The organism is Mesorhizobium sp. B2-6-4, from assembly GCF_006441495.1.
GTDB lineage: Bacteria > Pseudomonadota > Alphaproteobacteria > Rhizobiales > Rhizobiaceae > Mesorhizobium.
In genome coordinates this window covers 57,912-71,161 of sequence record NZ_VFUE01000017.1, presented here as the reverse complement: position 1 = coordinate 71,161, position 13,250 = coordinate 57,912, and the positions used below count along the sequence as shown (strand labels likewise).

At 65.3% G+C, this 13,250-nt stretch carries 14 protein-coding genes; 8 read left to right on the top strand and 6 right to left on the bottom strand.

Annotated elements, in window-relative coordinates:
- Positions 1-22 precede the first annotated feature (22 nt).
- Positions 23-1,060: an NAD(P)H-dependent glycerol-3-phosphate dehydrogenase gene (locus tag FJ426_RS22575; RefSeq protein ID WP_246671685.1), complete on the bottom strand. Its 1,038-nt coding sequence runs from the start codon at positions 1,058-1,060 to the stop codon at positions 23-25.
- A complete protein-coding gene (gene tsaD / locus FJ426_RS22570) occupies positions 1,057-2,142 on the bottom strand; it encodes a tRNA (adenosine(37)-N6)-threonylcarbamoyltransferase complex transferase subunit TsaD (protein WP_181172715.1) in 1,086 nt (361 codons plus the stop codon). The genes FJ426_RS22575 and tsaD overlap by 4 nt, the downstream gene beginning before the upstream one ends.
- Before the next feature lie 105 nt (positions 2,143-2,247).
- Between tsaD and hemC the strand changes: the two genes are divergently transcribed.
- From hemC to FJ426_RS22540, 6 genes are all read left to right on the top strand, one after another.
- On the top strand, positions 2,248-3,174 hold the full coding sequence (gene hemC / locus FJ426_RS22565) for a hydroxymethylbilane synthase (protein ID WP_140559256.1): 927 nt from the start codon (positions 2,248-2,250) through the stop codon (positions 3,172-3,174).
- Between the two features lie 2 nt (positions 3,175-3,176).
- Positions 3,177-3,893: a uroporphyrinogen-III synthase gene (locus FJ426_RS22560; RefSeq protein WP_140513959.1), complete on the top strand. Its 717-nt coding sequence runs from the start codon at positions 3,177-3,179 to the stop codon at positions 3,891-3,893.
- A gap of 89 nt (positions 3,894-3,982) precedes the next feature.
- Positions 3,983-5,464: a mitofilin family membrane protein gene (locus FJ426_RS22555; protein WP_140559255.1), complete on the top strand. Its 1,482-nt coding sequence runs from the start codon at positions 3,983-3,985 to the stop codon at positions 5,462-5,464.
- Positions 5,465-5,474: 10 nt separating this feature from the next.
- Positions 5,475-7,076, top strand: coding sequence for a heme biosynthesis protein HemY (locus FJ426_RS22550; protein WP_140513961.1), 1,602 nt, complete (start codon positions 5,475-5,477; stop codon positions 7,074-7,076).
- A gap of 36 nt (positions 7,077-7,112) precedes the next feature.
- The gene (locus FJ426_RS22545; RefSeq protein ID WP_140492633.1) at positions 7,113-7,592 is read left to right on the top strand and encodes a TerB family tellurite resistance protein; all 480 of its coding nucleotides are present in this window, start codon (positions 7,113-7,115) and stop codon (positions 7,590-7,592) included.
- 22 nt (positions 7,593-7,614) lie between these two features.
- Positions 7,615-8,343, top strand: coding sequence for a glutamine amidotransferase (locus tag FJ426_RS22540; RefSeq protein ID WP_140559254.1), 729 nt, complete (start codon positions 7,615-7,617; stop codon positions 8,341-8,343).
- Positions 8,344-8,364: 21 nt separating this feature from the next.
- Here FJ426_RS22540 and FJ426_RS22535 read toward each other — a convergent pair whose 3' ends face one another.
- Together FJ426_RS22535 and FJ426_RS22530 are read right to left on the bottom strand one after the other, a co-directional pair.
- Positions 8,365-8,595, bottom strand: a complete 231-nt coding sequence (locus FJ426_RS22535; RefSeq protein WP_140492627.1) for a hypothetical protein — start codon at positions 8,593-8,595, stop codon at positions 8,365-8,367.
- An 84-nt stretch (positions 8,596-8,679) separates the two neighbouring features.
- Positions 8,680-9,918, bottom strand: coding sequence for an MFS transporter (locus FJ426_RS22530; protein ID WP_140513962.1), 1,239 nt, complete (start codon positions 9,916-9,918; stop codon positions 8,680-8,682).
- Positions 9,919-10,814: 896 nt separating this feature from the next.
- Between FJ426_RS22530 and FJ426_RS22525 the strand changes: the two genes are divergently transcribed.
- On the top strand, positions 10,815-11,240 hold the full coding sequence (locus tag FJ426_RS22525; RefSeq protein ID WP_140513963.1) for a hypothetical protein: 426 nt from the start codon (positions 10,815-10,817) through the stop codon (positions 11,238-11,240).
- 33 nt (positions 11,241-11,273) lie between these two features.
- Positions 11,274-11,681, top strand: a complete 408-nt coding sequence (locus FJ426_RS22520; RefSeq protein ID WP_140513964.1) for a lysozyme inhibitor LprI family protein — start codon at positions 11,274-11,276, stop codon at positions 11,679-11,681.
- A 178-nt stretch (positions 11,682-11,859) separates the two neighbouring features.
- Here FJ426_RS22520 and FJ426_RS22515 read toward each other — a convergent pair whose 3' ends face one another.
- Both FJ426_RS22515 and FJ426_RS22510 read right to left on the bottom strand, forming a co-directional pair.
- On the bottom strand, positions 11,860-12,321 hold the full coding sequence (locus tag FJ426_RS22515; protein ID WP_140492615.1) for a MucR family transcriptional regulator: 462 nt from the start codon (positions 12,319-12,321) through the stop codon (positions 11,860-11,862).
- Between the two features lie 216 nt (positions 12,322-12,537).
- Entirely contained in the window at positions 12,538-13,242 is a 705-nt protein-coding gene (locus FJ426_RS22510) for an ROK family protein (RefSeq protein WP_140559253.1), read from the bottom strand.
- Between the last annotated feature and the right edge of the window lie 8 nt (positions 13,243-13,250).

Below are 13,250 nucleotides of genomic sequence, written 5' to 3'. Positions count from 1 at the left end.
TCTCTGTCTCCTGATGCTGGAATCAATCGTCGGTTTCGGTCTTCAGCGGCCGGGTCATCAAGGCCGCCACAGCCTGCCGGATGGTGATGGTGCCGTCCAGTATGGCGGCGACTGCGGCGATGATAGGCGCGTCGATGCCGCGCTCGGTGGCGATGCGGGCGGCGATCGCCGCCGTCGGCACGCCTTCCGCCAGCGGCAGCCCGCCAAGCGGCTTGCCCTGGCCGAGCGCCAGTCCGTAGGCAAAGTTGCGCGATTGCGTGGACGAGCAGGTGAGCAGCAGGTCGCCAAGGCCGGAAAGCCCCATCAACGTCTCGGGCCTGGCGCCGAAGGCGGCACCGATGCGGCGCAGTTCGACGAAGCCGCGCGTCACCATGGCGGCCTGGGCACTGGCGCCGAGCCCGGCGCCGGTGACGGCACCCGCGGCGATGGCGAAGACGTTCTTCAAGGCGCCGCCGATCTCGACGCCGATCAAATCATCATTCGAATAGCAGCGCAGATTTTCCGCCGAGAAGCGCGCGGCAAGCTTGGCCGCCAGCGCCTCGTCCCGGGCGGCAACCACTACCGCCGTGGGCAAGCCCCGGGCAACGTCCGTGGCGAAGCTCGGACCGGACAGAGCGGCGACCGGATTCACAGGCAGGATTTCCCCGACGATCGCCGACAGCAAAGCGCCGGTGTCGCGCTCGATGCCCTTGGCGCATAGCACCAGTGGGACGCCGGCCGGCATATGGCCGTTGGCGTGAGCAAGCATGGCCCGCAACGATTGCGCCGGCGTCACCGCCAGCACGCAATCGGCACCGTCGAGCGCGGCTTGGATGTTGCTCGTCGCCACGATGCCGGCCTGGAGCGCGATGCCAGGCAGATAGCGTCGATTTTCGCCGTGGTCGATTGCGGCGACGGTCTCCGGGTCGCGCGCATAAAGGCGGACGAAATGGCCGGCGCGCAGCATGGCCAGCGCCAAAGCGGTACCCCAGGCCCCGCCACCGAGCACGGCAACGCGCCAGCCGGTTGGCGCGATCTCGATGCCGCTCATGCCTTCTTCGCTCATGCCCTCCTTGCTCATGCTTTGGCCCCGCGCCGGCCCGAACCGATCATCGGCGCGGAGATGCCGTCCAGCGGCCAGCGCGAGCGCGGCACGAAATCGAAGCCGTTTTCTTGCGCCAGGCCTTCGCGCATCCGCTCGATGCCGGCCCAGGCGATCATTGCCGCATTGTCTGTGCAAAGTTTCAGCGGTGGCGCGACGAAGGCGAAGCGCGCCTCGGCGCACAGCCGTTCCAGCGTCGCCTTGATCGTATGGTTGGCGGCGACGCCGCCGGCGACGACCAGCGCCGGCGCGGCCGTGTCGGGGAATTCCCGGCGGAACCGGGCGAGCGCGCGCGAGACACGGTCGCCCAGCGCGTCGGCCACCGCCGCCTGGAAGGACGCGCAGATGTCGGCGACGTCCCGGTCGCTCAAGGGCTCGATCGCGCTCGCCGCCTGGCGCACGGCGGTCTTCAAGCCGGAGAACGAAAAATCGGGCTGCGCCGATCCCTTCATCGGACGCGGGAAGGCAAAACGACCCGCATCGCCCGATGCCGCCGCCTTCTCGACATTGGGACCGCCGGGATAGGGTAGGCCAAGCATCTTGGCCGTCTTGTCGAATGCTTCGCCGAGCGCGTCGTCGATGGTCGTCGCCCAGCGTTGGTAGTCGCCGACGCCGCGCACGGCCAGGATCTGTGTGTGGCCGCCGGAGACCAGCAGCAGGAGATAGGGAAAGTCGAGCCCATCGGTCAGCCGCGCCGTCAAGGCATGGCCTTCGAGATGGTTGACGGCGATCAGCGGCTTGCCGGTTGCGGCCGCGATCGCCTTGGCCGTCATCAGCCCGACGATGAGGCCCCCGACGAGGCCCGGACCTGCGGTCGCGGCGATGGCGTCGATGTCGGCCAGCGCCACGCCCGAATCGGCAAGGGCTGCCTCGACAATGCCGTCCAGGGCCTCGACATGGGCGCGCGCGGCGATCTCCGGCACAACCCCGCCGAAGGCGGCATGCTCCTCGATCTGCGACAGCACGATATTGGACAGGATTTTGGGCGCGGCATCGCCCTCCAACGCCACGACGCTGGCGGCGGTCTCGTCACAACTCGTTTCAATGCCCAGAACGCGGATCAATTGGTCGCTGTCCCCAAGGATTGTGTATCGGGGCATTCCCCGGTAGGAGACGCCCGGAAAAGGCGACTTCGCTTGCCGGGGGGTTATCACGGACCGCGCGCCATGCAAACAATCTTGAAGATCGGAACACGCGGCAGCCCGCTGGCGCTGGCGCAGGCGCAGGAAACCCAGGCGCGGCTTATGGCGGCGCATGGTTTGCCGCAAGAAGCGTTCGAAATCGTCGTCATCTCGACCACCGGCGACCGCATCCAGGACCGGCCGCTGTCGGAAGCTGGCGGCAAGGGCCTCTTCACCAAGGAGATCGAGGAGGCGCTGCTCGCCCGCGCGATCGACATTGCCGTGCATTCCTCGAAGGACATGCCGACGCAGTTGCCCGATGGGCTGGAGCTGTCTGCTTTCCTGCCGCGCGAGGACGCGCGCGATGCTTTCGTCGGCAAGGCGGCTAAGACGATTGCAGACCTGCCGCGTGGCGCCAAAGTCGGCTCGTCGTCGCTCAGGCGGCAGGCGCTGATCCGCCGCATGCGGCCGGATCTCGACGTGGTGATGTTTCGTGGCAATGTGCAGACGCGGCTGCGCAAGCTCGATGAAGGCGTTGCCGCCGGCACCATCCTCGCCCATGCCGGGCTGAAGCGGCTCGGGCTCGGCCACGTGGTCACCGATCTGATCCCGCTCGACATCTTTCCGCCGGCGCCGGGCCAAGGCGCGATCGGCATCGAAACCCGCATAGGCGATGGCGACGTCGAACAGATGCTGGCGGCCATCCACGACCTGCCGACCGGACAGGCGCTGGCTTGCGAGCGCGCTTTCCTGGCGGCCCTCGACGGCTCCTGCCGCACGCCGATTGCCGGTCATGCCGTGATAGACGGCGCGGACCTTTCTTTCGCGGGATTGATCATCTCGCCTGATGGCACGCAGTGGCACGTGGTCGAGATGAAAGGCCTGGCGCTGGATGCCGCCCGCATCGGTGAAGAGGCGGCAAGGACGGTGCGGGCCAGGGCCGGCGAGACATTCTTCGACGGCTGGGCCTGACGGTGCAGCGCGTTCTGGTGACGCGGCCTCAACCGGGCGCCTCCCGCACCGCGCGAATGCTCAAGGACATGGGGTTTCTACCGCTGCTTTTGCCGCTGACCGAGACGGTGGCCTTGCCGATCGATACGGACCTCGTCATCGGCAATGCCGTGGCCGTTGCGGTGACCAGCGCCAATGGCGTGCGCTTTGCGCCTAAGGAGGTCGTCGCCCGGCTTTCGGACTTGCCTTGCCATGCCGTCGGCAAGAGGACCGCGCAAGCCGCGCGTGAAGCAGGATTTTTGTCCGTCAGCGAAGGTCCCGGCAATGCCGAAGGTCTTGCTGGCAGTCTTGCCGGCGAATTCCAGGGCAAGACCATTGTCTATCTCTGCGGACGCGTGCGCTTCCCGGCATTCGAGCAGCGGCTGCAAGCTGCCGATGTCGGGGTCCGCCCCGTCGAGACATACGACACGCTCGCCGTGACCTATTCGGACGAGGCCGTGCTTGCCCGTCTGTCGGGGCAAACCGCGGATGCGGTGCTGCTCTATTCCGCCAGGGCGGCTGCTGCGCTGCAGGCCTTGGTCAGGCGGCCTGCGCTGCATGAAGCCTTTGACAAGACGCGGGTTTTTGCCCTGTCGCATCGCATCGCCGCCGTCCTTGGCGACGTCGCTGGCGACCGCATCCACATAGCCGCGCGGCCCGACGAGGGTGCGCTGCTTTCGCTTTTGCGGCCCGGGTCCTGAGCCGCGTCATCACACCGCCCCTTTTCACCGCTTGGTGATGTGCTAGACCCTCTTTGAACCATCCCCAAGCGAATTTGCGGAGCCCAAGCATGGTCAAGACGCCGAAGATGCGACATTCGAAAAGCCGCCGCGAGCCGGTGACCATCGAACTTGAGCCCGGCGCCGTTTCCCGCATCGCCGACGAGAATGCCGCCAGGGCCGGGGCGCAAACCGACGAGGCCAAGGCGGAGGAAGCCGCGAACGCCTCGCGGCCGGAGGCGCCCGAAGAGCCTGTGCACGCCGACCAGACCGATCTAGAACCCTGGGAGCACGCCGAGGCGACAGCGCCCCGATCGGAACGATCCGCGGAAAGCGCCGCCAAGGCGGACGAACCGGCGGCAGCCTACCCCGGTTCCCCGGACGACGCCGCTGGCAAGGCCGGCGCCTTCGACTACAGTTTCGAGGACGCTTCGGCGAAGCGCGCCGAACCTGAACCGGCCGGGCCAGTAACCGGCGCCTCGGCGGGGAACGGGAAAACCGCATCCGCACCGCCACCGCCGAAGCGGGTCAACGGCATCGCGGCCGGCATCATCGGCGGTGTCATCGCACTGGTCGGCGCCGGCGGATTGCAGTTCGCCGGCCTGCTCGGCGCGCCGGGGTCCGCTCCCAGCGTCTCGCTCGAAGGCGTCAACGGCGAAATCGCCGCGCTCAGAGCCGAGATCGCGGATCTGAGGCAAGCCGGCGACGGCGGTGCGTCGGCCAAGGTCGACGGGTTGTCCGCGGCGTTGGATCAGGTCAGGACGGATGTCGCAGCGCTCAAATCGGCGGTCGAGCAAGGCGGAGCGGGCGACAATGCCGGGCTGGCCGCGCTTGGCGACAAGGTCAGGCAGATCGAGACGGCGGTTGCGGCGCTCGGCAAGGCCGGCAACTCGGCCCCAGTCGATCTCGGTCCGCTCAATGAAAGGCTGGCTGGCCTCGATGCGCTGGTGAAATCGGCCGGCGAGGCGGCGGCGAAGCAGGACGGTCGGCTCACCGCGCTGGAGCAGTCGGTGTCGCAGCTTTCTGGGAAAGTCGAGGCGCAGGCCGGACAGCCGAAGGTCGCGCTCGCCATCGCCGCTTCGGCACTGAAGGCGGCGCTCGACCGTGGCGCGCCGTTTGGTGCCGAACTCGAGACCTTCGCCGCGATCGCGCCGGACGCGCCGCAGCTTGCGGCTCTGCGCGCCTACGCCCAAAAGGGCGTCCAGACCCGCACCGAGATCGCATCGCAGATGGATGCCGCCGCCAACGCCATGGTCGCGGCGGCCACGCCGGTCGACGAAAATGCCGGGCTGCTGCAGAACCTTCTGTCGAGCGCCGAATCGCTGGTCAAGGTCCGGCCGATCGGCGCTGTCCAGGGCGCCGGCGCGCCGGAAACCATTGCGCGCATGGAGGTGGCGGTCAATCAGGGCGACTATGCCAAGGCGCTCACAGAATATGAGACGCTGCCCGCGCCTGCAAAGGCGGCCGGCGCCGATTTTGCCGGCAAGCTGAAGGCACGCATCGAGGTCGAGACGCTGATCGATGCGCTGATATCAGGCGCGATGAAGGCGTGAGGAACTGGCGATGATCCGAATCCTGCTCTTCCTCGCCGTCGTCTTCGCGCTGGGCCTAGGCTTTGCCTGGCTGGCGGACCGGCCGGGTGACATGGTCATCACCTTCAACGGCTACCAGTATCAGGTCAGCCTGATGGTGGCGGCGGTGGCGGTGGTCGCTGTCGTCGCGGCGGTGATGATCCTGTGGTGGCTGATCAAGTCGGTCTGGAACAGCCCCTACACCATTTCGCGCTATTTCCGGGTGCGGCGCCGCGACCGCGGCTATCAGGCGCTGTCGACCGGCATGATCGCCGCCGGCGCCGGCGACGGCGCGCTGGCCCGCAAGAAGACCAAGGAAGCGGCCAAGCTGATCCGCTCCGACCAGGAGCCATTGATCCATCTGCTCGAGGCCCAGGCTTCGCTGCTCGAAGGCGACCACGAAGGCGCGCGCCAGAAATTCGAGAGCATGCTCGACGATCCCGAAATGCGGCTGCTCGGCCTGCGCGGGCTTTATCTCGAAGCCGAGCGCCTGGGGGACCGCAATGCCGCCAGGCACTATGCTGGGCGCGCCGCCGGCATGGCGCCGCAACTGGCCTGGGCGGCCGAATCGACGCTTGAAGAGCTGACCGGGCGCGGCGACTGGGACGGCGCGCTGAAGCTGGTCGAGGCGCAGAAGGCGACCCGCCAGATCGAACGTGACGCCGCCAACCGCCGACGCGCCGTGCTGTTGACCGCCAAGGCGCAGTCACTCGCCGACAGCGATCCCGCAGCCGCCCGCACGGCGGCGATAGAGGCCAATCGGCTGCAGCCGGAGTTCGCGCCGGCCGCGGTCGCGGCTGCGACGCTGCTGTTTCGCCAGAACGACGTGCGCAAGGGCTCGAAGATCCTCGAGACAGCCTGGAGGGCCGAACCGCATCCGGAGATAGCGGAGCTCTATACCCATGCAAGGCCGGGTGACGCCGTGCTCGATCGCCTCAACCGGGCGAGGAAATTGCAGGAGATGAAGAAGAACCACGCCGAATCCTCGATGACGGTGGCGCGCGCCGCGCTCGATGCACAGGATTTTGCGACTGCCCGCCGCGAAGCCGAGGCGGCGATCCGGATGGACCGCCGCGAGGGCGCCTATCTGCTTTTGGCCGACATCGAAGAAGCCGAGACGGGCGACCAAGGCAAGGTGCGACAGCTCTTGTCCAAGGCGGTGCGGGCGCCGCGCGACCCGGCCTGGGTCGCCGACGGCGTCGTCTCGGAGCGCTGGGCGCCGGTATCGCCGGTCACCGGCCGGCTTGACGCCTTCGAGTGGCGCGCCCCGATGGAGCGTCTCGGCCAGCTGATCGACAGCCGTGACGATGCGCCGGACGCCCCGGCGGTGGCGATCGAGGCGCCGGGCAGGCCGGCGCAGGAAGAGTCGGTCGAGGTGATCGATCACGCTGGCCCGGGCGGCGAGACGGCCGGCAAGCAGGCCGAGAACGATCAGGACCACGTCAGGCCGGTGACGGCGCAGGCTTTCGCCGCGGTGCCCGCCGATGCCGAGGCCGTCGAACCGGCGCAGGAACTGGCACGCCTGCCGGACGATCCCGGCGTCGATCCGGACGATGCGGCGGAAAAGTCGCCGCGCCGGTTCCGGTTGTTTTGAGTTGGCTGGGTGGCCCGGCCGTTTGGGAATGGATCGATGTTCGAACGCGTTTTGTCGTTTCTGAGGGATTTGCCGACCGGCACCGGCGCCCGCGCCAGCGCCGATGATCCGCGCGTGGCAGCCTCGGCGCTGCTCTACCACGTGATGAGCGCCGACGGCGTGCGCCAGGACGTCGAGTGGGAACGGTTCAAGGCAGTGCTGGCGCAGGCCTATTCGGTCAGCGGCAACGAGCTCGACGCGCTGGCCGCCGCCGGCGAGCGCGCCGACAACGAGGCGATCGACCTCTATGCCTTCACCAGCGTGCTGAAGCGCCACCTCGATGCCGAAGGCCGCAAGGCTTTCATCGGCCTGATGTGGGAGATCGTCTATGCCGATGGCGAGCTGCACGAGTTGGAAGACAACACGGTCTGGCGCGTTGCCGAGCTGATCGGCGTCGAACGCCAGGATCGCATCGAGGCGCGCCGCAAGGCGGCGGCCGCGGCGCCGGGGGCCCGTGGAACGTCGAGCGACGAATAGGATCCATCCGCCGATGCCGCCGATGCCGCCGCGTTCGAAGCCGAGAATCCTGATCGTGCTGCATCAGGAGAATTCGAGCCCCGGGCGCGTCGGCCACATGCTTCTCGAAGAGGGCTTCGATCTCGACATCCGCCGCCCGCCGCTTGGCGATCCCTTGCCAGAGACGCTCGACGGCCATGCCGGGGCCGTGGTGTTCGGCGGGCCGATGAGCGCCAATGACGAGGACGAGTTCGTCCGCCGCGAGACCGAGTGGCTTGAGGTTCCGCTGCGCGAGAACCGGCCGCTGCTGGGCATCTGCCTTGGCGCGCAGATGCTGGTCAACCATTTGGGCGGCAAGGTCGAGGGGCATGGCGAAGGGCTTGTCGAGATCGGCTGGTATCCGTTGAAGGCGACCGAAGCCGGCAGAAAGCTGATGCACTGGCCCGAAATGGTCTATCAGTTCCATCGCGAAGGTTTTTCGCTGCCGAGCGACGCGACCTTGCTGGCGACCGCCGAGACCTATCCCAACCAGGCTTTCCGCTACCGCGACAATGCCTGGGGCATCCAGTTCCACGGCGAATTGACCAGGCTGATGATGCAGCGCTGGGTGGTGCGCGGCGCGCACCGCTTCGAATTGCCGGGCGCCCAGCCCGGCCGCGACCATCTCGGCGGCAGGCTGATCTGGGACATGCACCTCAAGCGCTGGCTGGACGAGTTCCTGGTGCTGATTTTCGGCGGCCGACGGCGCGGTCGCGGCACAACCATCCCCTGATGGCGGGTCGTTTAACACCTGCTAGTTCGAAAACGTCACGCTCACGCCGCGCTGACGAAAATAAGCCTGCATCAATTTGCGGCCCGAGCGGTTGTTCTGCGCCAGTTTGGTGGGATCGAACACCGCCTGCTTCATCCCCTCTCGTGCCAGCGCTGCCTTAAGCGTCGCGATATGGGCGTCGAGATCGGCATTATCGGCCCGCAGCGACACATAGATACTCTCGGTTGCCTCAGCCACGGTCGGTTCGCTCACAGTTATCGTCCTTTGATTGGTCGGGCGGCGGCTTAGCACAGATTCGCAGCCCGCCGATACCGGTGGACCTGAATTCGATCCCCGTCAGTTTCGTCCACTGAGGTGCCGCACCCTTCGGAGCGCCGGGAACAGATAGGCCCACAGGCCGGCAACGGCAATGGCGCCGACGCCGCCGATGACGACGGCAGGCACCGTGCCGATCAGCGCCGCCATGGTGCCGGCGCGGAATTCGCCGAGCTCGTTGGAGGCGCCGACGAAGACCTGATTGACGGCGTTGACGCGGCCGCGGACATGATCGGGGGTCCAGAGCTGGATCAACGTTTCCCTGATGTAGACGCTGAACATGTCGGTGGCGCCGAGGAAGGCCAATGCCAGGATCGACAGCCAGGTGAAGGTCGACAGGCCGAACAGCACCGTAAAGGCGCCGAACGCGGCCACGAAGCCGAGCATGATCAGGCCCGCGTGGTTTCGGATAGGATGACCAGCGAGCCAGATGGCGACACAGATGGCACCCACCCCTGGCGCCGAGCGCAGCAAACCAAGTCCCCAGGGACCGAGTTGCAATATGTCGCGGGCATAGATCGGTAGCAGCGCCGAGGCGCCGGACAGGAGCACGGCGAAGAGATCGAGCGAGATGGCGCCAAGCACGATCTTCTCGCCCCAGATGTAACCGAAGCCGGCGAACAGGGTCTGCATGGTCGGCTTGTCGGTCTCGCTGCGCTGTGCCGGCCTCGGTATGGTGAAGATCAGCAGCCCGGCGACGAGCATCAGCGCCGTGGCCGTGCCATAGGCCACCTCGGCCGATACGCCGTAGAGAAGGCCGCCGGCGACCGGCCCGACGATGGTCGCCGTCTGCCAGGCCGACGAGTTCCAGGCAATGGCGTTGGCGAAATCCCGGGGCGGCACCAGATTGGCGAACAGCGACGACGAGGCCGGTCCGAAGAAGGCGCGGGCGATGCCGAACATGGCGAGCACGATGAAGATTGGCAGCGGGCCACTGATGCCGCGCAGGGTCAGGATGAGCAGCGCGAGCGCGCAGATCGCCTCGAGTAGCACCGCCAGCGCCATGATCAGCCGGCGGCCGAAACGGTCGGCAACGACCCCGGTGACCAGCACCAGGAGTAGCGAAGGCAGGAACTGGACGATGCCGACAAGACCGAGATCGAGCGGGTCGCGGGTCAGGTCGTACATCTGCCAGCCGACCGCGACGGAAACGATCATGGTGGCGAATGTGGTGAGGAAGCGCGCCGCCCAATAGCTCAGGAAGGAGCGATGGCGGAACGCGGCATAGCGCTGGTCCGGTGATATCTGTTCGGCGGTCATGGAACGAGGCCCCGTTAGAAGGATGGAGGCCGGCGGGGCACTTCCACGATGGACGCTGGTCCGGCCGGGGAACCCTTTAGCCCAGTTCGACGTATGACGCGCGCAAAAAACAGGTTCTGGATCAAGGATTTTCTGGCGTGTTCCATCGAACGCACACGAAACTCACCCGCCAAGACCCAGCGGGACAGGAAAGCCTATCGGGTGTCTCGAAGACCGCATGTCTCCCCCATCGTGCACGCGATAACCTTGAAAGCCGATCCGTGAGCAGCATTCTTTTGGCCTGCCCACTGGCCTGGCCGAAACCTACCAATACATTGGGGTTCTGGCGATAATGTCGAGCGTAACTTCACCCTTATATATCGTCGTCCCTTGTGAATTGGAATAATAGACCATTTTATGTTGGAATAGTCGAAAAGCGTAGGCGTAACCCAGCAATCTTTTTGCTGGAGCCTTTCTGTCAATTATATTTAAGTACTTGCTAAATCAAGCAGGGCGCTTACTGGATTATTAAGCATTCTCAAAACAGAACTCAAGATCTGGCAATTTTCCCTTGCTAGCCGGCGACATCGGCTACAACCTATGGATACATCAACCGCGCCGGCGGATCGTTGGCATGCTTGGGCGGATGGGCGCTAGGCATGGAGAGGGAAATGGACATTCGCCAAGGCGGCTCCCGCTGGGAGCGCTCCCCTCGACTTGAGGAATTGCGACGGCCGGCCGCAAAGTCGTCGAATGCATGGGCCACAGCCCGGCAATCCAAGCTTCGATACGCAGGGCAACTATCAGGGGTGCAATGGCATCGGCTGCCAGGTCGATGCGCCTGACGATGACAATTCGTCCGATGACGACGATTCCGACTGACAGCCACACTCCGCAAAGGAAGAGGAAAACCACCCATGTCTGAATTCGGCGACTTGGTTCGACGGCACGCCAAAACCGTCATGATCGGGCTGGCGGGATTGATACCGACATCTGCTTTCGCGAACGATGCCTGCGACGGCGTCAAGGTCGAAGTGACGAAGGCGCGCAAACAGGAATATGCACCGCTCGTCGCTTCGGCGATGGACAATAAGTTCAAGCCCGCCCGCGCCAAGTTCATCACCATCTTGGAAAGCGGCAACTGGAGCGCCGCTTATGTCTCCACGCCTGTGAGCGATGACGGCGTGATGTTCTTCCAGACCGTCGACGGAAAGAAGCAGTTTCGTGACGTATGGGGCGGCTATGCCGATCCATCGGAAAAGCCTGGACTGGTATCCTGGGCGAAGAAGCTTGGAGCACCGGAAAAGCTGGCCAGGTGCTTCGCCGAAACCGTTACGGAATGACGATGCCGCTCACCTGCAAAGAGGACGAGACCAATGAAAACCGCAATTCTGACCACCGCCGTGGTTCTGGCCATGCCGGCTTTCGCTTTTGCCAAGGACAAGTGTGCCGACGCCAAGGATCAGGCCACCATGAACCAGTGCGCCGATGCTTCGTTCAGGAAATCCGACAAGAAGCTCAACGAACTTTACAAGCAGATCGAAACCCGCCTGAAGGACGACGCGGATACCAAGAAGCTTCTTGTCCAAGCGCAGCAGGATTGGATCAAGTTCCGCGACGCTGAGTGCAATTTTCAGACCGCGGGAGCGGCCGGAGGCAGCGTGGTCCCCATGCTCCTCTCGATGTGCATGGATGGCCTGACGCAATCCCGGGTCAAGGATTTCGACGGTTACCTGAACTGCAAGGAAGGCGATCTGAGCTGTTCCGTTCCGGCAGCGAACTGAGCTTTCCTGCCTGCCTGCAGGCGGGGTGGAAAATCATTCCCTCAGCTCGCCGGAGATGGCGTCGAGCCCCCCTGCAATTGCGCGCTCGCCGTGGAAGAGCGCAACATCGGGCAGCCTGCCAAGACGGAACCGCCGGCAGGCCTCAATCAAACCATTGGCTCAGCGCCGGAATGCGCGCTCAGGCCGAGACCTTGGCTTTCCTGCCCCTGGCCGGCGCTTTCGGGGCGACGGCCTTGCGGCCGAGACCGATCGACTTAGCCAGTTCCGAACGCGAGGCCGCGTAATTGGGAGCGACCATCGGATAGTCCGACGGCAAGCCCCATTTGGCTCGGTAGGCGTCCGGCGTCAGGCCGAAATGCACGCCCAGATGACGCTTCAGCGATTTGAACTTCTTGCCGTCCTCCAGGCAGATGATGAAATCCGGCGTCACCGACTTCTTGGGATTGACCGCCGGCACGAGCGGCGCCGCCACGGGTACGGCCGGCTGGCCGAGCCCGCTGATCGAAGCGCTGACGCTGGCGATGAGGTCGGCCAGGCCGGAGGCGGGCAGGCGGTTCTTCTCGACGTAAGCCGACACGATATGGGCGGTCAGCTCGAGAAGGTCGATATCCTTGCGAGCGTCGTTGCTGTCGTCGGTCAATCTATTTTCCTCCGTCTATGGCGTATGGGGCCCGAAATCGGCACAGTTTCGGATGGGATGATGCGCAAAGTTAAAGTGCGGCGGCGTCTTTGCACGTCCCTCGCGGTTCGTCGCGATGTAGTGCGCCGGAATTCCTAGTCGGCAAATCTGCGCAATGCAACGACTTGGCCCCGCGTCACACATTATTTTGAATAACTATACTGAACTGTAATACTATCAGACGATCAGGGCCTTGTCTCGCCACAGACGAAATCCGCCTTCGAAGGCGCGTGTGTTGTCGCCGCGCCTGCTGTCGGCGGGCAAATCGCCGAGCTTGTCGACATTGCCGCCGCCGATGACGACATAATCGGGCTGCATGGCGGCGCGCAGCCGGTCGACGACGTCGAAAACGGATTTTCGCCATTTCTTCTTGCCGCGTTTTATCAGGCCGCGCTCACCGACATAGTCCTCGAAGCTCTTGCCCTTCTTATAGGGAAGATGGGCGAGTTCCATCGGTTGGGCGACGTTGTCGACGATCATCGCCGCACCTAGGCCGGTTCCCCACCCCAGGAACAGCATGCGACCGCCTTCATAGCTGCCGATGGCCTGCATCAGCGCGTCGTTGACCACCTTGACCGGTTTGCCGAACTGCGCGGCGAAGTCGAAGCCGGCCCAGCCCTTGCCGAGATTGGCGGGATCGAACAAGGGCCTGTTGTGATGCACCGGGCCGGGATAGCCCATCGAGATGACGTCGTAGGACAGTCCGTCGGCCAGCGCCTTCACCGCATCGATCATCTGCTGGGGCCTCAGGTCCGGCCCGGAATCGGCGCGGCGCTCAGCACCGCCTGAGCTGGTGAGGATCTTGACGTGCGAGCCGCCTATGTCGATCGACAGCACGATCGGATCGCCGCTCGCCGCTTTCGGCCTTGCCGTCCTGGCCATGCTGCCCT